The sequence below is a fragment of the Streptomyces sp. NBC_00306 genome, from assembly GCF_036169555.1.
In the GTDB taxonomy this organism is placed as follows: domain Bacteria; phylum Actinomycetota; class Actinomycetes; order Streptomycetales; family Streptomycetaceae; genus Streptomyces; species Streptomyces achmelvichensis.
Window position 1 is genome coordinate 5040399 of the sequence record NZ_CP108032.1, and the last position, 21692, is coordinate 5062090.

General features: G+C 71.7%; 21 protein-coding genes. 8 read left to right on the top strand and 13 right to left on the bottom strand.

Translation table 11 applies throughout. The annotated features are described in order from the left end of the window. Positions 1-3: 3 nt before the first annotated feature. A complete protein-coding gene (gene afsQ1, locus OHA05_RS22555; protein WP_175257369.1) occupies positions 4-681 on the bottom strand; it encodes a two-component system response regulator AfsQ1 in 678 nt (225 codons plus the stop codon). Positions 682-917: 236 nt separating this feature from the next. Between afsQ1 and OHA05_RS22560 the strand changes: the two genes are divergently transcribed. Next, positions 918-1652, top strand: coding sequence for a SigE family RNA polymerase sigma factor (locus OHA05_RS22560; RefSeq protein WP_313944512.1), 735 nt, complete (start codon positions 918-920; stop codon positions 1650-1652). Between the two features lie 207 nt (positions 1653-1859). Here OHA05_RS22560 and OHA05_RS22565 read toward each other — a convergent pair whose 3' ends face one another. Further along, positions 1860-2567 (bottom strand): uridine kinase, encoded by a 708-nt coding sequence (locus tag OHA05_RS22565; protein WP_328861557.1) that lies wholly within the window; start codon positions 2565-2567, stop codon positions 1860-1862. A 60-nt stretch (positions 2568-2627) separates the two neighbouring features. On the opposite strand from OHA05_RS22565, the gene OHA05_RS22570 reads away from it, so the two are divergent. Then, entirely contained in the window at positions 2628-3038 is a 411-nt protein-coding gene (locus OHA05_RS22570) for a hypothetical protein (RefSeq protein WP_328861558.1), read from the top strand. A 120-nt stretch (positions 3039-3158) separates the two neighbouring features. Here the strand turns inward: OHA05_RS22570 and OHA05_RS22575 are convergent, their stop codons facing one another. From OHA05_RS22575 to deoC, 3 genes are read right to left on the bottom strand one after another with little or no spacing between them, the layout of a single operon-like run. Next, positions 3159-4073 (bottom strand): aldehyde dehydrogenase family protein, encoded by a 915-nt coding sequence (locus tag OHA05_RS22575; protein WP_313944509.1) that lies wholly within the window; start codon positions 4071-4073, stop codon positions 3159-3161. Beyond that, positions 4066-5505 carry an aldehyde dehydrogenase family protein gene (locus OHA05_RS22580; protein ID WP_328861559.1) on the bottom strand — a complete coding sequence of 480 codons (1440 nt, stop codon included), beginning with the start codon at positions 5503-5505 and terminating at the stop codon, positions 4066-4068. The genes OHA05_RS22575 and OHA05_RS22580 overlap by 8 nt, the downstream gene beginning before the upstream one ends. A 6-nt stretch (positions 5506-5511) precedes the next feature. Then, positions 5512-6459, bottom strand: a complete 948-nt coding sequence (deoC, locus tag OHA05_RS22585) for a deoxyribose-phosphate aldolase (protein ID WP_313948890.1) — start codon at positions 6457-6459, stop codon at positions 5512-5514. A gap of 457 nt (positions 6460-6916) precedes the next feature. On the opposite strand from deoC, the gene OHA05_RS22590 reads away from it, so the two are divergent. After that, complete coding sequence (locus OHA05_RS22590; RefSeq protein ID WP_328861560.1) at positions 6917-7546, top strand: PH domain-containing protein; 630 nt, start codon at positions 6917-6919, stop codon at positions 7544-7546. 137 nt (positions 7547-7683) lie between these two features. After that, complete coding sequence (locus OHA05_RS22595; RefSeq protein ID WP_313944506.1) at positions 7684-8064, top strand: hypothetical protein; 381 nt, start codon at positions 7684-7686, stop codon at positions 8062-8064. 4 nt (positions 8065-8068) lie between these two features. Here OHA05_RS22595 and OHA05_RS22600 read toward each other — a convergent pair whose 3' ends face one another. From OHA05_RS22600 to OHA05_RS22615, 4 genes are all read right to left on the bottom strand, one after another. Further along, positions 8069-9274 carry a hypothetical protein gene (locus OHA05_RS22600; RefSeq protein ID WP_313944505.1) on the bottom strand — a complete coding sequence of 402 codons (1206 nt, stop codon included), beginning with the start codon at positions 9272-9274 and terminating at the stop codon, positions 8069-8071. A gap of 156 nt (positions 9275-9430) precedes the next feature. Beyond that, positions 9431-11080, bottom strand: coding sequence for a phospho-sugar mutase (locus OHA05_RS22605; RefSeq protein WP_328861561.1), 1650 nt, complete (start codon positions 11078-11080; stop codon positions 9431-9433). 107 nt (positions 11081-11187) lie between these two features. Next, positions 11188-12018 carry a purine-nucleoside phosphorylase gene (locus tag OHA05_RS22610; RefSeq protein WP_313944503.1) on the bottom strand — a complete coding sequence of 277 codons (831 nt, stop codon included), beginning with the start codon at positions 12016-12018 and terminating at the stop codon, positions 11188-11190. 122 nt (positions 12019-12140) lie between these two features. Next, entirely contained in the window at positions 12141-12578 is a 438-nt protein-coding gene (locus OHA05_RS22615) for a gamma-glutamylcyclotransferase (RefSeq protein WP_313944502.1), read from the bottom strand. Between the two features lie 821 nt (positions 12579-13399). Here OHA05_RS22615 and OHA05_RS22620 point away from each other — a divergent pair. Then, positions 13400-14839, top strand: coding sequence for an NAD(P)H-quinone dehydrogenase (locus tag OHA05_RS22620; RefSeq protein ID WP_313944501.1), 1440 nt, complete (start codon positions 13400-13402; stop codon positions 14837-14839). Positions 14840-14982: 143 nt separating this feature from the next. Then, positions 14983-15936 carry a DeoR/GlpR family DNA-binding transcription regulator gene (locus OHA05_RS22625; RefSeq protein ID WP_313944500.1) on the top strand — a complete coding sequence of 318 codons (954 nt, stop codon included), beginning with the start codon at positions 14983-14985 and terminating at the stop codon, positions 15934-15936. 43 nt (positions 15937-15979) lie between these two features. On the opposite strand, the gene OHA05_RS22630 is transcribed toward OHA05_RS22625, so the two are convergent. Together OHA05_RS22630 and OHA05_RS22635 are read right to left on the bottom strand one after the other, a co-directional pair. Next, on the bottom strand, positions 15980-16570 hold the full coding sequence (locus tag OHA05_RS22630; RefSeq protein WP_328861562.1) for a TetR/AcrR family transcriptional regulator: 591 nt from the start codon (positions 16568-16570) through the stop codon (positions 15980-15982). Positions 16571-16707: 137 nt separating this feature from the next. Next, positions 16708-18462: an ATP-binding protein gene (locus OHA05_RS22635; protein ID WP_313944498.1), complete on the bottom strand. Its 1755-nt coding sequence runs from the start codon at positions 18460-18462 to the stop codon at positions 16708-16710. Positions 18463-18821: 359 nt separating this feature from the next. On the opposite strand from OHA05_RS22635, the gene OHA05_RS22640 reads away from it, so the two are divergent. Next, positions 18822-19280: a hypothetical protein gene (locus OHA05_RS22640; protein WP_313944497.1), complete on the top strand. Its 459-nt coding sequence runs from the start codon at positions 18822-18824 to the stop codon at positions 19278-19280. 168 nt (positions 19281-19448) lie between these two features. On the opposite strand, the gene OHA05_RS22645 is transcribed toward OHA05_RS22640, so the two are convergent. Further along, positions 19449-20054 carry a Maf family protein gene (locus tag OHA05_RS22645; protein ID WP_313944496.1) on the bottom strand — a complete coding sequence of 202 codons (606 nt, stop codon included), beginning with the start codon at positions 20052-20054 and terminating at the stop codon, positions 19449-19451. Between the two features lie 20 nt (positions 20055-20074). Then, a complete protein-coding gene (gene mmpB / locus OHA05_RS22650; protein ID WP_313944495.1) occupies positions 20075-20203 on the bottom strand; it encodes a morphogenic membrane protein MmpB in 129 nt (42 codons plus the stop codon). Positions 20204-20417: 214 nt separating this feature from the next. Between mmpB and OHA05_RS22655 the strand changes: the two genes are divergently transcribed. Continuing rightward, entirely contained in the window at positions 20418-21692 is a 1275-nt protein-coding gene (locus OHA05_RS22655) for an SGNH/GDSL hydrolase family protein (protein WP_313944494.1), read from the top strand.

Here is a 21692-nt window from a genome sequence, read left to right on the forward strand (position 1 = left end):
GTGTCACTGCGGAACGTCCAGCCGGTAGCCCACGCCGCGCACGGTGCGGATCAGGGTGGGCGAGGACGGCACGTCCTCGACCTTCGCCCGCAGCCGCTGGACGCACGCGTCCACCAGTCGTGAGTCGCCGAGATAGTCGTGCTCCCACACAAGACGCAGCAGTTGCTGCCGGGAGAGCGCCTGCCCGGGCCTGCGGCTCAGTTCGAGCAGCAGCCGCAGCTCGGTGGGCGTGAGCTGGAGGTCCTCGCCGTTCTTGGTGACCGTCATCGCCGAGCGGTCGATCACCAGGGAGCCGAAGGTCGCCGAGTCGGTGGACTCCCGCTCGCCGCGGCGCAGTACGGCCCGGATACGGGCGTCCAGCACCCGGCCCTGCACGGGTTTGACGACATAGTCGTCCGCGCCCGACTCCAGACCGACCACCACGTCGATGTCGTCGCTGCGTGCGGTCAGCAGAATGATCGGCAGCTGATCGGTGCGCCTGATGCGGCGGCACACCTCGAAACCGTCGATCCCGGGCAGCATCACATCCAGCACGATCAGGTCCGGTCGCTGCTCGCGCAGCAGTTTCAGACCGTCCTCTCCCGTCGCCGCGGTGGCCACTCGGTGGCCCTGGCGTGACAGCGAGAGTTCGAGGGCCGTGCGGATGGCGTCGTCGTCCTCGATCAGCAACAGGAAAGGCACGGTGGTCATTCTGGCCCATGTGTGCGCCGTAGTTCGACTGCTGGAGCGCTCTCACACGCTTCCTCCCCTTGTGAGAGGCGTAAAGAGAGCTTTGCGAACCGGTGGCGCAGCGGGGCCGTGACGGCCCGGCGGCCCCTGTGACAGGCCTGTGACAGTCGGCGGACACCGCCATGAAATCGCCTGGGCAAGCTTTTGGCACACGGACGGAAACAGACTCCACCGACGGGGGGCGCGAGATGAACGCACTGCACAGCACCAACTCAAGCGCAGTTGTCACGCGTCTCCATGACGTCGTGAGGGGACCGGAGAAGTCCGGCGCCGTGAACGGGCGGGGGTGCGTTCGCGGCGCCGGGCGTCAGCACAAGCCGTCGTACATGACGGTCGTTGACGTGCCCACGGGGGGCAGCGGAGCGGCGTACGGGGAGGGCTCGGGGGAGCAGGCAGGACTGTCGGAGGCGGAGTTCACCGCCTACGTGCAGGAGCGCCGCTCCTCCCTGTACGCCACCGCCTACCACCTCACCGGTGACCGGTTCGAGGCCGAGGACCTGCTGCAGAGCGCGCTGTTCTCGACCTACCGGGCCTGGGACCGGATCAGTGACAAGGCGGCGGTCGGGGGCTACCTCCGTCGCACCATGACCAATCTGCACATCAGCGCCTGGCGCCGGCGCAAGCTCAACGAGTACCCCACGGAGGAGCTGCCGGAGACGGCGAGCGACACCGACGCGATGCGGGGCACGGAGCTGCGTGCGGTGCTGTGGCAGGCGCTTGCCAGGCTGCCCGAACTCCAGCGGACGATGCTGGTCCTTCGCTACTACGAGGGCCGCACCGACCCGGAGATCGCGGAGATCCTGGACATCAGTGTCGGCACGGTGAAGTCGAGCATCTGGCGGTCGCTCCGCCGGCTGCGCGAGGACGAGGTCCTCAGCTTCGGCCGTGACGAGGAGGAGTCCTTCGGCGAGCTCGTGGCCTGAAGGTACTGGGGGGAAAGAGAAGGGGGCCGCCGTTTCGGGGGAGACGGCGGGAGTGGGGGATCACGGGGGTCACGGGGGACCCACGGGGGAAACGGAGCGGGACCGGACAGGCCGGGGGGTCTTGTCCGGCCCCGCTCCGTCGTATTGCGCGGGTGTGCGAACCGCTCCCGCCGTGGGGCGCGTTACGCGGCGTGCGGGGTGCGGGTGTTACGCGGGCGTACGGGTCGCGGGTGCCCGGCGGCAGCGGCCTGCCGCCGCTGCCGCGAACCGGCCGAGTGCCTCGTCCTTGCCGCACGGGTGGGCGCCCAGCTCCCGCTGCCGCGCCACGATGCCCCGCTCGGCCCGCATGAGCCGCCAGCCGCGGCGCACGAGGAAGCCCACCGACTTGCGGCCCTCGCGCAGATCCCGCAGCAGACGGCGCCGGAAGGTCGTGGACGGGCGCCCGCGCAGACAGAGCGCGTCCGCCAGCACGCCGAGGTCCTGGCACCGCGCCACGATGTCTGCCGCGAAGATGCCCTCCGCCACGAACAGCGGTGTGCGCCCGATGTCGAGCGAACCCCGGCCCACCCGCGCGCTGGTGGCGAGGTCGTACACGGGAACGGTCGTCCGTCCCGTACGGCACAGCTCCACGACCGCTGCCACCGCGGCGTCCGCGTCCCACGACCCGGGGGAGTCCCAGTCGATGTCGGAGGTTCCCTCCACCAGCGGAAGCGTCGGGTCGTCGCCCTCCTTGTAGAAGTCGTCGAGGCGCAGCACGGGCAGGCCCGTGCGGGCGGCGAGGGACGACTTCCCGGATCCTGAGGGGCCCGAGAGCAGCACGACACGAGTCGGTATGGGGGATGAGCTCACGGGACACCAGTGTGACGCATTGACCCGTGAAGGGGACCCCTCGGGTCGAACGTTGGTATTCGGCATCACACGTCAACTACGCTGCGTGCTCAACCGATTACTCGTCTCGTCCAGTCAGGAAATCCCATGGCACGTCACACAGCCCCCCAGTCCCGGCGGCTCGCCCTCGGCGCAGGTCTGACCGTCGCGGCGGTGGCCGCGGCCCTCGGCGCGAGCGGTGCCGCCCATGCGGCACCGGCGGCGCCCGTGGGCCCCGATGCGCTCGGCGCCGCTCTGCCGGCCGGGCAGGACGCCGGCCCGGCCGCCGGGCTGACCGGTGTGGTCACCAACTCCGTCACCGGCATCGCCCAGCTTCGCAGCCTGCAGCTGAACCCGCTGGCGAACACCGGAGTCGACCCGCTGGCCAACGGAGTCGCCACCCAGGTCGCCGACTTCAAGCCGCTCTCCACCACCGCCGCCACCGGGCCGCTCGCGTCGGGCGCGGCGCTCGAGGACCTGCCGGTGGCCGGCGGCGTCGTGGGAGCACTTCCGCTCTGAGCGCCTCTCCCATGTCCGTCCCGATGTGCGTGACCGGACATGAGAGGAGCCCCCTGTCGCCGGACGGGACGGCAGGGGGCTCCTGATCGGGGAGGCTCCTGATCGTGGAGCCGGATCAGCTCAGTAGGCCGAGCCGGACGCGCCGAGCGAACCCGTCGGGTGCCAGACCGTCTTGGTCTCCAGGAACGCGGTCATACGGTGCGTGCCCGGGTCGGCCGCGTAATCCACAGCCTGGGGACGGAGAACCCGCTTCAGGTTGTCCGCGGCCGCGATCTCCAGCTCCCTCGCCAGCATCTCGTCGGCGCCGGTCAGGTCGATGGCGTTGACGTCCTGGTGCGAGGCGAGCGGGGTCGCGATCTCGGCCGTACGGCCCGAGAGCACGTTGACCACACCGCCGGGCAGGTCGGACGTGGCCAGCACCTCGCCCAGCGACAGCGCCGGCAGCGGTGCCTTCTCGCTCGCCACGACGATCACGGTGTTGCCCGTGGCGATGACGGGGGCGATCACCGAGACCAGGCCCAGGAACGACGACTCCTGCGGCGCGAGCACGGCGACGACACCGGTCGGCTCGGGCGTCGACAGGTTGAAGAACGGACCCGCGACCGGGTTCGCGCCGCCCACGACCTGGGCGATCTTGTCCGTCCAGCCCGCGTACCAGACCCAGCGGTCGATCGCCGCGTCCACGACGGCCGACGCCGCGGACTTGGACAGCCCCTCGGCGGCCGCGACCTCGTTGCTGAACTGCTTGTGCCGGCCCTCCAGCATCTCCGCGATGCGGTAGAGGATCTGGCCGCGGTTGTACGCGGTCGCGCCCGACCAGCCGCCGAACGCCTTGCGTGCCGCGACGACCGCGTCACGGGCGTCCTTGCGGGACGAAAGGGGCGCGTTGGCCAGCCATGCGCCCTTGCCCGCCGCGTCAGCCGCTGATGTTTTCGCCGTCACCTCGTACACCCGGCCGCTCTCGGAGCGGGGGAACTTACCCCCGACGTACAGCTTGTAGGTCTTGAAGACGCTCAGACGAGTCACGTCAGACATCGAGGTAGGCCTCCAGACCGTGGCGGCCGCCCTCGCGGCCGAAGCCCGACTCCTTGTAGCCGCCGAAGGGCGAGGTCGGGTCGAACTTGTTGAAGGTGTTGGCCCACACCACGCCCGCGCGGAGCTTGCCGGCGACCGCGAGGATGCGCGAGCCCTTCTCCGTCCAGATGCCGGCGGAGAGGCCGTACTGACTGTTGTTCGCCTTCGCGACCGCCTCGTCCGGCGTACGGAAGGTGAGCACCGACAGCACCGGCCCGAAGATCTCGTCACGGGCGACGGTGTGCGCCTGGGTGACGTTCGTGAACAGTGTCGGCGCGAACCAGTAGCCCGAGGAGGGCAGCTCGCAGGGGGCCGACCAGCGCTCGGCGCCCTCGGCCTCACCGGTCTCGGCGAGCGCGGTGATCCGCGCCAGCTGCTCCGCGGAGTTGATCGCGCCGATGTCGGTGTTCTTGTCCAGCGGGTCGCCCAGACGCAGCGTCGACAGCCGGCGCTTCAGCGAGTCCAGCACCTCGTCCTGGACCGACTCCTGGACGAGCAGCCGGGAGCCGGCGCAGCAGACCTGGCCCTGGTTGAAGAAGATGCCGGTGACGATGCCCTCGACGGCCTGGTCGATCGGGGCGTCGTCGAAGACGATGTTGGCGCCCTTGCCGCCGAGCTCCAGCGTGGCCTTCTTGCCGGTTCCCGCGATCTGCCGGGCGATCGCCTTGCCGACGCCGGTCGAGCCGGTGAAGGCGACCTTGTCGACGCCCGGGTGCTCGACGAGCGCGGCGCCGGTCTCGCCGTAGCCGGGAAGGATGTTGACGACACCCTTCGGCAGCCCCGCCTGACGGCAGATGTCGGCGAAGAACAGGGCGGAGAGCGGAGTCGTCTCGGCAGGCTTCAGCACCACCGTGTTGCCCGTGGCGAGCGCGGGCGCGATCTTCCACGCCAGCATCAGCAGCGGGAAGTTCCAGGGGATGACCTGGCCGGCGACGCCGAGCGGGCGGGGGTTCGCGCCGTAGCCGGCGTGGTCGAGCTTGTCGGCCCAGCCCGCGTAGTAGAAGAAGTGCGCCGCGACCAGGGGGAGGTCCGCGTCACGCGTCTCCCTGATCGGCTTGCCGTTGTCCAGCGTCTCGAGGACGGCGAGCTCGCGGCTGCGCTCCTGGATGATCCGCGCGATGCGGAACAGGTACTTGGCGCGCTCGGCGCCGGGCAGCGCGGACCACTTCTCGAACGCCTTGCGGGCGGCCTTCACGGCACGGTCCACGTCCTCGGTGCCGGCCTGGGCGACCTCGGCGAGGACCTCCTCGGTCGACGGCGAGACGGTCTTGAAGACCTTGCCGTCGGCGGCGTCGGTGAACTCGCCGTCGATGAACAGGCCGTACGACGGCGCGATGTCGACGACGGAACGCGACTCGGGGGCCGGCGCGTATGCGAATGTCTGCTTGTCCATGGGGTCTCAGTCCACCGTGACGTAGTCGGGGCCGGAGTAGCGGCCGGTGGCCAGCTTCTGGCGCTGCATCAGCAGGTCGTTGAGCAGGCTCGACGCACCGAAGCGGAACCAGTGGTTGTCCAGCCAGTCCTCGCCGACGGTCTCGTTGACGAGGACGAGGAACTTGATCGCGTCCTTGCTGGTGCGGATGCCGCCCGCGGGCTTCACGCCCACCTGTACCCCAGTCTGCTCCCGGAAGTCGCGAACGGCCTCGAGCATGAGCAGGGTGTTCGACGGGGTGGCGTTGACCGCGACCTTGCCCGTCGACGTCTTGATGAAGTCGGCGCCCGCGAGCATGCCGAGCCAGGAGGCGCGGCGGATGTTGTCGTACGTGGAGAGCTCGCCGGTCTCGAAGATGACCTTCAGGCGGGCGGCGCCGGAAGCCTCCTTCACGGCGAGGATCTCCTCGTACACCTTGAGGTACCGGCCGGCGAGGAACGCGCCGCGGTCGATGACCATGTCGATCTCGTCCGCACCCGCGGCGACGGCGTCGCGGACGTCCGCGAGCTTCACGTCGAGGGCGGCGCGGCCGGCGGGGAAGGCGGTGGCGACGGAGGCGACCTTGACGTCCGAACCCTGCAGGGCGGCCTTGGCGGTCGCGACCATGTCGGGGTAGACACAGACGGCGGCGGTCGTCGGGGTGCCGCGGTCGGTCGGATCAGGACGGACGGCTTTGGCGGCGAGCGCCCGGACCTTGCCCGGGGTGTCCGCGCCTTCGAGCGTCGTCAGGTCGATCATGGAGATGGCCAGGTCGATGGCGTAGGCCTTGGCCGTGGTCTTGATCGAACGGGTACCGAGGGACGCGGCGCGCGCTTCGAGGCCGACGGGGTCGACGCCGGGGAGCCCGTGCAGGAAGCGGCGCAGCGCAGTGTCGGACGCCGTCGCGTCGGCGAATGCAGGTGCAGTGGTGGGCATGGTCACCAGATGAGCATATCTACGCGCGTAGCGACCTGTACAGGGGGAGGGGGGTGGTTGTGCGGTGGGGGTGCGGGTTCTGCGGGTTCCTGTGGGGTGCGGGTCCTTCGGGCGGGGCCGGGTGCTTGGGCCTCGGGCGCTTGTGTGGTGCGGGTCCCGGGGGCCCTCCGGGCTCGACTCCTCGGGGTCGGCGGCGTACAGCTGTGTTGTGTTGATCACCCGGGTTTTGCCGCCGATCCCCTGCGGGGACGACCCTGCACGCCCCCTGCCGGGGGGCGAGGACGCGACCCGTGGCGGTTGCAGGCACACGCGAACCCGAGCCCTGTTCGGCGGAAGCAGGGGTGTGGGCCCAGATCCTCTTTACCGGCCGGGGCCAGTCGGTACTCCGGCGAGGGCGGACACGGACGGTCAGGGGGTGTGGGGGGAGTGTCAGGCGGGGGTGCGGCAGAATCGGGGGATGAGCAGTTCGCCGACTCCCGCCGAGAACACCTACGCCGACCGCGTCTTCCGGTCGTCCGCCGGAATGGGCGGTGGAGTGTTGCTGCTCGCCCTCGTCGCATGGATCGCCGGGGACGCTCTCGTCCGGGGCGAGGGGCGCACCCCCTGGATCGCCCTCGCCGGGGCCCTCCTCGTCGTGCCCGTCGTCGTCGCGTTCACGATGCGGCCCGCCGTCTTCGCCAACGACGACCGGCTGCGGATCAGGAACCCGTTCCGGACGATCACCCTGCCCTGGGGGGACGTCGCCGATGTGCGCGCGTCCTTCTCGAGCGAGGTGTTCACGCAGGAGGGGAAGAAGGTCCAGCTGTGGGCCGTGCCCGTGTCGTTGCGGCAGCGCAAGCGGGTCTCGCGGCGGCAGATGCAGCGGGCGCAAGACGATCCGCACGGGCGGACGTCCGTGAACGCCGACGTGAGCGACAAGGCACGTCTGGCGCCGGCCGATCAGACCGTCGCCGATCTGCGGGAGATGGCCGAGCGCAACGCCTCCCGGCCCGAGGCGCAGGGTCGGATGCAGGTCCGCTGGGCGTACGAGCTGCTCGCGCCCACCCTCGCCGGGCTCGTCCTGCTCATCGCGCTGCTGGCCGTCTGAGCCGCTCCACCGGGCGATGGCCTGGGGGCGGCCGGGGGGCAACGCCCGGATGAAGGACGGCTCCACGTCCCCTGTTCGGCCCCGCCCCTCCCGTAGGCGTCCATAGATTGCCCCTGCCGACGCAGTGGGGGTGAGGCATGGTCGGGCGAACCGACGAAGGCAGCTGGACGGCGGCGTTGTCCGGGACGAGGTGCCGGATCGACGTCGACGGCGCAGGCCGGTACGGCTGGCGGCTGATCGCCCCGAACGGTCGCGTGGTGGCCGTGTCGGCGACCACGTTCGGCGATCACGGCTCGTGCGCCGCCGCGTTCGCGTCCTTGTGCGCCGGGCACGCCGAGATGACGGGCGGGGTGCAGCACACCCCCGGCGGCAACGGCTGGGTGTGGCTGCTCCGCGACGCCGACGGCCGGGCCGCGGCCGTCTCCGGGCGGGCGTACGAACGCCATTCGACCTGCCGTGCCGCCCAGCGGCGTTTCCGCTCGCTCCTCGCGGAGCCGGCCGTCGGGGGACCCGGCTGACGCGTCACGGCGGCCCCTTCCAGACCAGCAGCATGTACGCGCCCAGCCACGCGGACATGAGTGTCGACGTGCCCAGGACGACCGCGACCGTCGCCGTGCGCCGGGCCCGGGCCAGTGCCTGGGCCACCGGCAGCAGCAGCGGGAATCCGGGCAGCAGGAAGCGCGCCCGGGGGAAGTAGACGCCGCCGCTGCCCAGCACCACGAGCAGCAGTACGCCCGTGAACACCAGCAGGGGCAGCGGCTGCCGGTCCACCGCGCACAGCAGGTAGAGCACGACGGAGAGGATCAGCACCGCCGAGACGGCCAGGACGAACAGCTGGGGCCGGGTCATGTAGATCAGTTGCTGGCGCAGCTCCAGCAGGGTCGCCCGGCCGCCGTCCCAGTCGTTCTTCCACAGCCGCTGCACGGCGAAGTAGCCGTCCGCGCGGCCCACCCGCACCCCGACCCAGGCGACGAACCCCAGCCAGCCCAGCGGCGCGAGGCACGCGCCCGCCACGGCCGTCGCGCGGACGCCGGGGTCGCGCCGGGCGGCGAGCAGCGCGGCCAGGCAGACGGCCGCCGCCACCGCGATGCCCGTGGGCCGGGTCAGCCCCGCCAGGGACGCGAGTGAACCCGCCCACAGCCAGCGGCCGGTGAGCACCGCGTACAACGCCCAGGCCGCGAGGGCGGTGAACAGCGACTCCGTGTAGCCCATCCACTGCACCATCGCGACCGGCAGCGTGCCCCACAGGACCGTGAGCAGGGTGCCGACCCGCCGTCCGCGGAGCCGGTCGCCGACCGCGAAGACGCCCCACGCGGCGACGAACGAGCACGCGATCGCGAGCATCAGGCCGACCGAGGCGCGTGAGCCGGGCGTGACCGCGGCGACCGCCTTCACCAGCGCCGGATAGAGCGGGAAGAAGGCGAGGTTGTTCTCGTTGACCGCGGTGCCGAGCCGGTCGGTGTACCCGTGCTCGGCGATGCCGAGGTACCAGTCGGAGTCCCAGGACGTGGCCAGCGTCGGCCAGATGCCGTGGCCCTTGGCGTGGGCGAGATGGGCGACGGCCAGCAGCCCGCACAGCCGGACGGCGAGATAGGCGGTCAGCGCCGGGGCCGCGCGCCGCAGCGAGCGCAGCAGCCGGCTCCCCGCGCCGGGTGCGTCCCCGCGCCCCGGGGCCGGTGGCCGGCGGGAGGCGGGGACGAAAGCGTGGACGGTCGCGGCGGGAGACACGGCGGCTGCTCCTGGGACTCGGCGTGCGCTACCGGGTCACACCCTTGCCCGGACGGCCCCGGGGAGCGGGGCGGGCTGCCGCCACGCCGTACGAGATTCACCCGTACGGGCGGCCCCGCGCGGCACCCTGGGCCCAGCGCGGGACCATGGCCGCCGTCAGATGCCGGCGGCCGCCGAGAGGTCCCGCTTGACCGCCGTCAGCACCTCGGTGGCCCGCTCGCGCGCGGCGGGCAGCGCGGCCGCGTCCGCGACCGGGACGACGACCTCCAGGTAGCACTTGAGCTTGGGCTCGGTGCCGCTCGGGCGGACGATGACGCGGGCGGTGAACTCGCCGTCGAGGTGGTACCGCAGTCCGTCCGTCGGCGGCAGCGTCTCCGTACCCCGGGTCAGGTCCTCCGCGCCGGTGATCCGCAGCCCGGCCAGTTCGGCGGGCGGCTGCTCGCGGAGCCGGCGCATCGCGTCCGCGATGATGCTCAGGTCCTCGACCCGTACCGAGAGCTGGTCCGTGGCGTGCAGACCGTGTTCGACGGCCAGGTCGTCGAGCAGATCGGTCAGTCCGCGGCCCTGCTCCTTGAGCTCCGACGCAAGCTCGGCGACGAGCAGCGCGGCGGTGATGCCGTCCTTGTCGCGGACGCCCTCGGGGTCGACGCAGTAGCCGAGCGCCTCCTCGTAGCCGTAGCGCAGGCCTTCGGCGCGGGCGATCCACTTGAAGCCGGTGAGCGTCTCCACGAAGGGCAGCCCGGCCGCTTCCGCGATCCGGCCCAGCAGGGACGAGGACACGATCGACTCCGCGAAGGTGCCCGTCGCGCCCTTGCGGACGAGGTGTGCGGCGAGCAGCGCGCCGACCTCGTCGCCGCGCAGCATGCGCCACTCGCCGGGTGCGCTGTCGTCGGGCACGGCGACGGCGCAGCGGTCGGCGTCGGGGTCGTTGGCGATGACGATGTCCGGCCGGACGCGGCGCGCGGTCTCGAAGGCGAGATCCATCGCACCCGGCTCCTCGGGGTTCGGGAACGCGACGGTCGGGAACGCGGGGTCGGGCTCGGCCTGCTCCGCGACGAGGACCGGCTCCGGGAAGCCCGCCCGGGCGAAGGCGGCGGTGAACACCTCCGTGCCGACGCCGTGCAGGGCCGTGTGGACCACGCGGACCCCTCGCGGGGACCCGGCGGCCAGCACGGCGTCCGTACGGGCCAGATAGGCCTCCAGGACCTCCTCGCCGAGGACGTCCCAGCCGGACTCGGCGCGCGGCACGTCGTGCAGGCTGCGGATCGCGTCGATCTCGGCGGCGATCTCCGCGTCGGCGGGCGGCACGATCTGCGAGCCGTCGCCGAGATAGACCTTGTAGCCGTTGTCGCGCGGCGGGTTGTGGCTGGCGGTGACCTCGACGCCGGCGACGGCACCCAGCTGCCTTATGGCGAAGGCGAGTACGGGAGTCGGCAGCGGACGCGGCAGCACGGCCGCCCGGAGGCCGGCGGCGACCATGACCGCCGCGGTGTCGCGCGCGAAGTCGGCGGACTTGTAGCGGGCGTCGTATCCGATGACGACGAGGCCGCCCTCCTCGCCCTTGGCCTGCAGGTACGCGGCGAGGCCGGCGGCCGCGCGGATCACGACGGCGCGGTTCATCCGCATGGGCCCGGCGCCGAGCTCGCCGCGCAGACCGGCGGTGCCGAACTGGAGCGTGCCCGCGAACCGGGCCGCGAGCTCGTCGGTCTCCCGGGACTCGATGAGCTTGCGCAGCTCGTCCCGGGTCTCGCTGTCCGGGTCCTCGGCCAGCCAGGCCTCGGCCCGGGCGATGAGGTCCTGCGTCACGGTGTGTGCCTCTCGTGATGGGTCGGGGGAACTCCGGCCCGGCCGGCGATGAAGGACACGGCCGGAGGCCGTTCTCCGGGGACCCGGGTCCCCGGAGGCGACAGATGTCAGATCCGGTCCAGGACCCTCGTCAGCAGCGAACCCATGCGCGCCGCCGAGTCGCGGCCCGCCTGGAGCACCTCTTCGTGGTTGAGCGGCTCACCCGTCAGTCCGGCCGCCAGGTTGGTGACGAGGGAGATGCCCAGCACCTCCGCGCCGGCCTCGCGGGCCGCGATCGCCTCGAGCACCGTCGACATGCCGACCAGGTCGCCGCCCATGACGCGGACCATGTTGATCTCCGCCGGCGTCTCGTAGTGCGGGCCGGGGAACTGGACGTAGACGCCCTCCTCCAGCGAGGAGTCGACCTCCTTGCACAGCGCGCGCAGCCGCGGCGAGTACAGGTCGGTCAGGTCGACGAAGTTCGCGCCGATGATCGGGGAGGCCGCCGTCAGGTTGATGTGGTCGCTGATCAGCACCGGCTGACCGGGGCGCATGCCCTCGCGCAGACCGCCGCAGCCGTTGGTCAGGACGACGGTCTTGCAGCCCGCTGCCACCGCGGTGCGCACACCGTGTGCGACGGCGGCGACGCCGCGGCCCTCGTAGTAGTGCGTACGGCCCAGGAAGACGAGCGCGCGCTTGCCGCCGATGCGGTACGAGCGGATCTTGCCGCCGTGGCCCTCGACCGCCGGGGGCGGGAAACCGGGCAGTTCGGTGACCGGGAACTCGGCCTCGGGAGCACCGAGCGCGTCGACGGCGGGAGCCCAGCCGGAGCCCATCACCAGGGCTACGTCGTGTGTCTCGGCGCCGGTCAGCTCGCGCAGGCGGGCGGCGGCGGCGTCGGCCGCGGCGTGGGGGTCGGCGGAGACGCCGTTGAGATCCGGGTTCACTGATGCGTTCACGCGAATGAGGGTAGCCGGTCATTTCCTACGCGCGTAGATGACGCAGCGTACGGTCTTCGGATCGTTGTCTTGTCGTTTCCGACGAACACGCTCCGTGTCCGCCCCGGTGCCCGGCGCGGCCGTCAGCAGGGCCGCTTCCGCAGCTCCATCACATAGTCGTGAGGCGCCCCGGCCGAGTCGGCCGCGTCCGCGAGTTCGCCGAGATAGCGCGCCGACGGCAGGCCGCCCTCATAGCCGTTCAGGACGTACACCCAGGCCGGCTCCTCGCCGTCCAGGGTGTCCACGCGGACCCGCATCCGCCGGTAGATGTCCATGCCGACACCTTCCCAGCGGTCCATCGAGTCCTCGTCCATCGGGGCGATGTCGTACAGCGCGACGAAGACCTGGGAACGCGGCGCCTCCACGATCGTGGCCAGCGCTCCCTCCCAGCCCATCTGCTCGCCGCCGAACGTCAGCCGGTGGCCGTTCAGCCAGCCGGTGCCGCGCAGCGGGGAGTGCGGGGCGCGGCGGGACATCAGCCGCGCGTCGAGGTTGCCGGCGTACGCGGCGTAGAGCGACATGGGATTGAGGGTACGGGAGGGGCACGGGTGCGGGCTCGTGCGGGCGAGGTGGGGCGGGGGGTGTGGTGGGTTCTGTCCGGTGGGGGTCCTCCTGGCGGGCGCTTGAGCCTCGGGTCCTTGTCCGGCGTCGGGTCCGCGGGGCGAACGTTTGGGTCGTGCGGGTCCCTGGGGCGGGCGGGCGCTTGAGCCTCGGGTCCTTGTCCGGCGTCGGGTCCGCGGGGCGAAGGTTTGGGTCGTGCGGGTCCCTGGCGGGTTCCTGGGCTGCGGGTTCTTGTCCGGCGTCGGGTCCGGGGGCCCTCCGGGCTCGACTCCTCGGGGTCGGCGGCGTACAGCTGTGTTGCATTGCGTGCCCGGGTGTTGCCGCCGATCCCCTGCGGGGACGACCCTGCACGCCCCCTGCCGGGGGCGAAGGTTTGGCCGTGCGGGTCCCTGGTGGGTTCCTGGGCTGCGGGTTCTTGTCCGGCGTCGGGTCCGGGGGCCCTCCGGGCTCGACTCCTCGGGGTCGGCGGCGTACAGGTCTGCTGTCTCGGTCACCCGGGTGTTGCCGCCGATCCCCTGCGGGGACGACCCTGCACGCCCCCTGCCGGGGGTCGAGGGACGAGACCGGCGGCCGCTGCAGGCACACGCGAACCTGAGCCGGTTCGGATGCAGGGCATGCGGGTGGGCGGTGGGGGGATCTTCCGGGACACTCGGGGTGGACGCCTTCCCGCATGGGAGGCCCCGGGAGTGAGCGGGTTGAAGCGTGCGGGACAATGGAGTACGTACTCCAGCCCAGCGGGACACCCCACCCGGCAGTAACGAGAGCGCGAGGCGTAACCCCTGTGACCCGGATCGTGATCATCGGCGGCGGACCCGGCGGATACGAGGCGGCCCTGGTGGGCGCCCAACTCGGCGCGGAGGTGACCGTCGTGGACTGCGACGGCCTCGGCGGCGCATCCGTACTGACGGACTGTGTGCCCTCCAAGACCCTCATCGCCACGGCCGAGGTGATGACCACCTTCGACTCCTCGTACGAGGAACTGGGCATCATCGTCGCCGACGACACCCCGCACATCGAGCAGGCCGCCCGGGTGGTCGGCGTGGACCTCGGCAAGGTCAACCGCCGTGTGAAGCGTCTCGCCCTCGCCCAGTCCCACGACATCACCGCCTCCGTCACCAGGGCGGGCGCACGCGTCATGCGCGGCCGCGGCCGGCTGGAGGGCCAGCAGGCGATGGACGGTTCCCGCAAGGTGATCGTGCGCGCCGCCGACGGCAGCGAGGAGACGCTCACCGCCGACGCCGTGCTCATCGCGACCGGTGGCCACCCCCGGGAGATCCCGGACGCCCTCCCCGACGGAGAGCGCATTCTGAACTGGACGCAGGTGTACGACCTGGACGAGCTCCCCGAGGAGCTCATCGTGGTCGGCTCCGGTGTCACCGGTGCCGAGTTCGCCGGTGCCTACCAGGCGCTCGGCTCCCGGGTCACCCTCGTCTCCTCCCGCGACCGCGTGCTGCCCGGTGAGGACCCGGACGCCGCCGCGGTGCTCGAGGACGTCTTCCGCCGCCGCGGCATGAACGTCATGGCCCGCTCCCGCGCGGAGTCCGCGAAGCGCGTCGGCGACCGGGTCGAGGTCACGCTCTCCGACGGGCGGGTCATCTCCGGCTCGCACTGTCTGATGGCGGTCGGCGCGATCCCCAACTCCGCGGGCATGGGTCTGGAGGACGCGGGCGTACGGCTCAGGGACTCGGGCCACATCTGGACCGACAAGGTCTCGCGGACCAGCGCCCCGGGCGTGTACGCGGCCGGTGACGTCACCGGTGTCTTCGCGCTCGCCTCGGTCGCCGCCATGCAGGGCCGGATCGCGATGTACCACTTCCTCGGCGACGCGGTGCAGCCCCTCAACCTCAAGACGGTCTCGTCGAACGTCTTCACCGACCCGGAGATCGCGACCGTCGGCTACACCCAGGCCGATGTGGACGCGGGCAAGATCGACGCCCGTTCGGTGAAGCTGCCGCTGCTGCGCAACCCGCGCGCGAAGATGCAGGGCATCCGCGACGGTTTCGTCAAGATCTTCTGCCGCCCGGGCACGGGCATCGTCGTCGGCGGCTGTGTGGTCGCGCCGCGTGCGAGCGAGCTCATCCATCCCATCTCGATCGCGGTCGACAACAATCTGACGGTCGAACAGATCGCAAACGCTTTCACCGTGTACCCCTCTCTGTCGGGGTCGATCGCGGAGGTGGCACGCCAGTTGCACACCCGGAAGACGGCCGGCGAGGCGTAAATCCGAAGAACCCCGGGCACTTGGCGCACCGGCGGTCAACTTCGGCTCCGCCTATACCACTTGCCGAACTCCGATATGGGCAACTTCTGCTATTCGGCGCATAGTGCTGAAAACTATCGGCCGGTGGGGTTACTGTCAGTTTCGTGTTCGCTGCAGAACGTCGCCAATTGATCCTCGAAATGGTGCGCGCCAACGGAGCCGTGTCGCTCCGTGAGCTCGCCCGCGTCGTCCAGACCTCCGAAGTGACCGTACGTCGGGACGTGCGGGCACTGGAGGCAGAAGGACTCCTCGACCGCCGCCACGGCGGTGCGGTACTGCCGGGCGGATTCACGAGAGAGTCCGGCTTCCCGCAGAAATCCCTGTCCGCCACCGCGGAGAAGACGGCCATCGCCGACCTCGCCGCGGGCCTCGTCGAAGAAGGCGAGGCCATCGTCGTCGGCGCCGGTACGACCACGCAGGAGCTGGCCCGCCGGCTCGCGCGTGTTCCGGGGCTGACCGTCGTCACCAACTCCCTGCTGGTCGCCCAGGCGCTGGCCCATGCCAACCGTGTCGAGGTCGTCATGACCGGCGGGACCCTGCGTGGCTCGAACTACGCGCTGGTCGGCAGTGGCGCGGAGCAGTCGCTCCAGGGGCTGCGGGTCTCCCGTGCCTTCCTGTCCGGAAGCGGGCTCACCGCCGAGCGCGGTCTGTCCACCTCCAACATGCTCTCCGCGAGTGTCGACCGGGCGCTCGTGCAGGCCGCGGCCGAGGTGGTGGTCCTCGCGGACCACACCAAGCTGGGTACCGACACCATGTTCCAGACCGTGCCGACGGACGTGATCACCCGGCTGGTCACGGACGAGCCGCCGGCCCACGACGACCGTGCGGCCACCGAGCTCCAGGCGCTCGCCGACCAGGGGGTGCAGATCGCCGTGGCCGGTGCGGCAGGGGCCGCCGAGACGGCCCCCGGCCGCCCGCCCCGCCGTGATGTGCCGCTCCCGGGACAGCGCCGCACCCGCGGCGGGCCGGGGCATCAGCTGCGCAGCGCGGCCGGAGCGCTCGCGCCCGACCCCGGTGTGGAGCGGGCGGCGAGGGTGGCGGACCTCCGCCGCAGGTAGGTCTTCGTCGCGCAGGTGGTGTTCGGCGCGGGTCGTCGGTGCCTCACGGGCCGTCCGGCCGCAGGCCCTTCAGGGTGAGCAGCAGGAGCCGGTCCGCCAGTTCCGGGTCGTCGGGTGTCTGCTCCGCGGCCAGCGCGATCGCGTTGGTCAGCTGCATCAGATCCGTGATCGAGACGTCCGGGCGCACGGCGCCGCTCTCCTGCGCCCGTACCAACAGCTCGTTGCCCGCCTCGCGCAGCGGCTCACAGGACTGCGAGAGAGCCGAACTCCGGTCGTGGGACGCCGACATGAGCGCCCTGGACAGGCCCCGGTACTCACCCGCATGAGTGATGATGGCGCGCAGCCACTCCACCAGTGCCGTGCACGGCCGGTCCGCGCCGGCCAGTTCGCGGGAGCGCTCCAGCAGTGACGCGAGCGCGTCCTGGAAGACCGCGTTCATCATCGCGTGACGGTTGGGGAAGTGCCGGTACAGCGTGCCGATACCGACCCCCGACCGGCGGGCGATCTCCTCGAGCGAGGCGTCGGTGCCGTGCTCGGCGAAGGCGGCACGGGCCTCGACGAGCAGCCGTTCGTAGTTCCGGCGCGCATCCGCCCGCATCGGCCGTGCCGAGGCCGCTGTCGTACTCGTGGTCATCGTGCCGTCCTCCCTGGGCCGCACCGGTCTCCAGGATGCCACCGAGCCGCCGGCGGCTTCCCGGGTACGGATACGGGACCGCCCCGCCGGTCCGGGGACTCGGCGGGGCGGGATCCGCACCTGTGTACTACGGGACGTCAGTCCTTGATCTCGCAGATGGCCGCGCCGGACGAGACGGACGCTCCGACCTCGGCGGCGAGGCCCTTGATGGTGCCCGCGCGGTGCGCGTTCAGGGGCTGCTCCATCTTCATGGCCTCCAGGACGACGATCAGGTCGCCCTCCTTGACCTCCTGGCCCTCCTCGACCGCGATCTTGACGATCGTGCCCTGCATCGGGGACGCGAGGGTGTCGCCGGAGGCGGCGGACGCGGACTTCTTCGCGGCACGGCGCTTGGGCTTCGCACCCGCGGCCAGGCCGGTGCGGGCCAGCGACATGCCGAGGGAGACCGGCAGCGACACTTCGAGGCGCTTCCCGCCGACCTCGACGACGACCGTCTCGCGGCCCGGCTCGTCCTCGACCTCGGCCTCCGCCGGGGCGGCGAACGCGGGGATCTCGTTGACGAACTCGGTCTCGATCCAGCGGGTGTGGACGCGGAACGGGTCGCTGGTGAACGCCGGGTCGCGGACGACCGCACGGTGGAACGGGATGGCCGTGGCCATGCCCTCCACGGTGAACTCGTCCAGCGCACGCGCGGCACGCTGGAGCGCCTGCTCACGGCTGGCGCCGGAGACGATCAGCTTGGCCAGCAGGGAGTCCCACGCCGGGCCGATCACGCTGCCGGACTCCACGCCCGCGTCCAGGCGGACACCGGGGCCGGAGGGCGGGGCGAAGGTGGTCACCGTGCCGGGGGCGGGGAGGAAGCCGCGACCCGGGTCCTCGCCGTTGATGCGGAACTCGAAGGAGTGGCCGCGCACCTCCGGGTCGCCGTAGCCGAGCTCCTCGCCGTCGGCGACGCGGAACATCTCGCGCACCAGGTCGATGCCGGTGACCTCTTCGGTGACCGGGTGCTCGACCTGGAGACGGGTGTTGACCTCCAGGAAGGAGATCGTGCCGTCCACGCCGACCAGGAACTCCACCGTGCCGGCGCCGACGTAGCCGGCCTCCTTGAGGATGGCCTTCGACGCGGCGTACAGCTCGGCGTTCTGCTCGTCCGTCAGGAAGGGCGCGGGGGCCTCCTCCACCAGCTTCTGGTGGCGGCGCTGGAGCGAGCAGTCACGGGTCGAGACGACCACGACGTTGCCGTGCTGGTCGGCCAGGCACTGGGTCTCGACGTGGCGCGGCTTGTCCAGGTAGCGCTCGACGAAGCACTCGCCGCGACCGAAGGCGGCCACCGCCTCGCGAACCGCGGAGTCGTACAGCTCCGGCACCTCTTCCAGGGTGCGGGCGACCTTCAGACCGCGACCGCCGCCGCCGAAGGCGGCCTTGATCGCGATGGGCAGGCCGTGCTCCTTGGCGAACTCGACGACCTCGTCGGCGCCGGAGACCGGGTCGGGCGTGCCGGCCACCAGCGGAGCGCCGGCGCGCTGAGCGATGTGACGGGCGGCGACCTTGTCACCCAGATCGCGGATCGCCTGCGGCGGCGGGCCGATCCAGGTCAGCCCGGCGTCCAGCACGGCCTGCGCGAACTCGGCGTTCTCGGAGAGGAAGCCGTATCCAGGATGGATGGCGTCCGCACCGGAGTCCTTCGCGGCCTGAAGGACCTTGGCCATGTCCAGATAGCTGGCTGCCGGAGTGTCACCGCCCAGGGCGAACGCTTCGTCTGCCGCGCGGACGTGCAGAGCGTCCCGGTCCGGATCGGCGTAGACGGCTACGCTCGCGATCCCGGCGTCCCGGCAGGCCCGGGCAACACGGACAGCGATTTCGCCTCGGTTGGCGATGAGCACCTTGCGCACGATGGCTCCCTCCTTGAAACAAGCTGAGTTTAGGGACAGCCGACACGGCCTTTCGACCCGTCCCCAATGGTGAGCTTGCCCACACGGAGCGTGATTCGAGGCTCGCCCCAGTCGCGAAATCCCTTGTCGCACCACGGTACGACGGGTTTCCTCCTCGCACAGTAGCCCTCTTGTGTGGCGCAGGTCTCTGTTCGTGGAGCCAGCGGCCGAACGGGTTTCTTTGTGGAGTCCCTACGAATGGGCGAATGATTCTTTGCCGGACGACCGAGCGTGCCGAGACCCTTGTCCTGCCATTTACCCGTTAGTAGCGTTCGCGCTGTCGTACGTACTTCCGGTAACTGAGGGTTGGGGGCGCCGTGATGCGCAGAACGGTGGCCGTGGTGGCCGCGGCTGTACTGCTGATGGAGGCCGTGGGCTTCGTCGTCGTCAACGGCATCCTCGCCACGTTCGTGGACGGTCAGGACATGTCCCTCGCGGGGATGGACCCGGACGCGATGGTCACCGGCACCTGGGCGATGGGCATCGTGTTCGGCCTCTACCTGGCGGCCTGCGCCGTCGTCGCCCTGCTGGCCGGGGTGCGCGACCGGGCGCCGGGGCGCTTCGGCCGCATCCTGCTGATCACCGCGGCGGTGACGCACGGCGTGCTCGGTGCGCTGACCGTGGGTCTGGTGGGCTGGTCCGCCTTCGCGTTCATGATGGTCGTGCTCGCGCTGATCGTGATGGTGCTGGTCTTCTTCGGCAGGGAGCGCACCCCGCGTGACGCGAAGCCGGCGCCGCAGGCCGGGCCGGCGCCGACGAACGGTGCCGCGCCGGCCTGACACCGGCGGGCGGATGTGTCAGGCCCTTGCGCGATCCGTCAGCTCCGGCACGCCCCTGTCAGGGGGTGTCAGGTTCCTCGTCCGACGGCCGCCGTAGCCCCGCGGCCGCCGTCGGCGCGCCCGGGCGGTGCGGGTGCGGGGGTCTGCCGGTGAGGGCGCCGGGTCCGTTCAGACCCACAGGTCCGTGATCGAGTAGCCCAGTTCGGCCAGCAGCCCGCGCAGCAGTGGCAGGGACAGGCCGATGACGTTGCTGTGGTCGCCCTCGATCCCCTCGATGAACGGCGCCGAGCGGCCGTCGAGGGTGAAGGCGCCCGCCACGTGCAGGGGTTCGCCGCTCGCCACGTACGCGGCGACCTCGGCGTCCGTCGGTTCACCGAAGCGGACCGTGGTCGACGCGGTGGCCGACGCGATCCGGCCCGTCGTGGTGTCGGTGACGCAATGACCGGTCTGCAGCACGCCCGAGCGTCCGCGCATCGCCTTCCAGCGGGCCGTGGCCTCTTCCTCGTCGACGGGTTTGCCGAGGGCCTCGCCGCCGAGTTCCAGGACCGAGTCGCAGCCGATGACCAGGGCACCGGCGGCTTCGGGGCGAGCGGCGACGACGGCCGCCTTGGCCTCGGCGAGTACGAGGGCGAGTTCGGCGGGGGTCGGGGCGCTCAGGGCGTCCTCGTCGACACCGCTGACGATCACCTCGGGCGCGAGCCCGGCCTGGCGCAGCAGATTCAGCCGGGCGGGGGAGGCGGAGGCCAGAACAAGGCGGGGGGCTTGGACGGTCATGGCGCCATCGTAGGCGGCGCTCAGTGCAGGCCGACCACAAACATCGCAAGCACCATGGCCAACGCCAGCACCAGGCCGACGCGGCGCATCATCGCCTGGGTCTGGCGCAGTTCCTCGGGGGGTTCGTTCTTCGGGTCGGACCACAGCATGCTTCCGATCCTGCGGCCGGACGGCCCTTCGGCGCCTGAGTACAGGTACTCAACGCTCTGGGTACGGGCGGACCCCTTCACGATGACCCGGCCGGTCCGCGAGACCCTAAATGGGCTTGCTGTTCCATTAAAGCCCTCCGCGGTGCTACCGTTCCCGTATCGCTTAATGGAACTCTCGACCCATTAGGGCTCGGGACCGGGAAGGAGCACCGCCATGCACCGGTATCTGCACCGTGCCGTCACCCCGCTCGCCGCCGTCGCCGCGGGCCTCGGCCTCGTCGCCGGCACGGACGCACGGGCCGCGGCGCCCACACGCGACGACACCGGTCACCCTCACTGGACGGCGGCCTGGGCCGCCTCGCCGCAGGCCCCCAGCACCGGCTTCACACCGAACTGGTCCCAGGAGGGCTTCTCCCGGCAGACCGTCCGCCAGGTCGTCCGGGTCACGGAGGGCGGCGACCGGATCAGAATCCGGCTGTCCAACGCGTACGGCACCTCCCCGCTGCACCTCACGGGTGCCACCGTCGCCCGTGCCGGCGCGGGCGCGGCGGTGCGTCCCGGCTCCGTGCGTGCCCTCACCTTCGGCGGCAGCCGCTCGGTGTCGGTTCCCGCGCACGGCGAACTGCGCAGCGACGCGGCCCGGTTGCCGCTGACGTCGCTGGAGCCGGTGACCGTGACGCTGTACTTCGCCGGCACCACCGGGCCCGCGACCTTCCACGCCCAGGGCTGGACCGACACCTACCGCGCCGCCGGGGACCGCCGCGCGGACACCTCGGGCGCACGCTTCACCGAGGTCACGCAGTCCTGGTACTACCTCTCCGGCGTCGAGGTGGCGGGCAACGCGCGGCCCGCCCACGGCGGCGGCATCGTGCTCTTCGGCGACTCCATCACCGACGGCTTCGGGTCCACGCCGGGCGCCGACCGGCGCTGGTCCGACGCCCTCGCCGAACGCGTCGGCCGGCCCGTCCTCAACGCGGGTATCGGCGGCAATCTCGTCCTCAACGACTCCGCCTGGTACGGCGAGCGGGCCACCGCGCGCTTCCGCCGGGACGCCCTCGACCAGCCCGGCGTCTCCACCGTCGTCCTGCTCCAGGGCCTCAACGACATCGGCTTCAGCGAGGCGGAGGACCAGCCCACGTACAAGCCCGCCCCGGTCGTGCCGGCGGCCGAGCTGATCGCCGGGTATCGCGAGCTGATACGGCAGGCCCACGCCCGCGGGGTGGAGGTCGTGGGCGCGACGCTGCTGCCGCTGAAGGGCTCCGACCACTGGGGGCCGCACTCGGCCCGGGTCAGCGACGAGGTCAACCACTGGATCCGTACGTCGGGGGAGTTCGACGCCGTCGTCGATCTCGACCGGGCGCTGGCCGATCCGGCGGACCCGGACCGGCTCGCCCCTGCCTACGACCACGGGGACGCGCTGCACCCCAACGACGCCGGCTACCTCCGCATGGCGGCGGAGGCAGCCGGGGTGCTGTCACGGTCCCGGTGA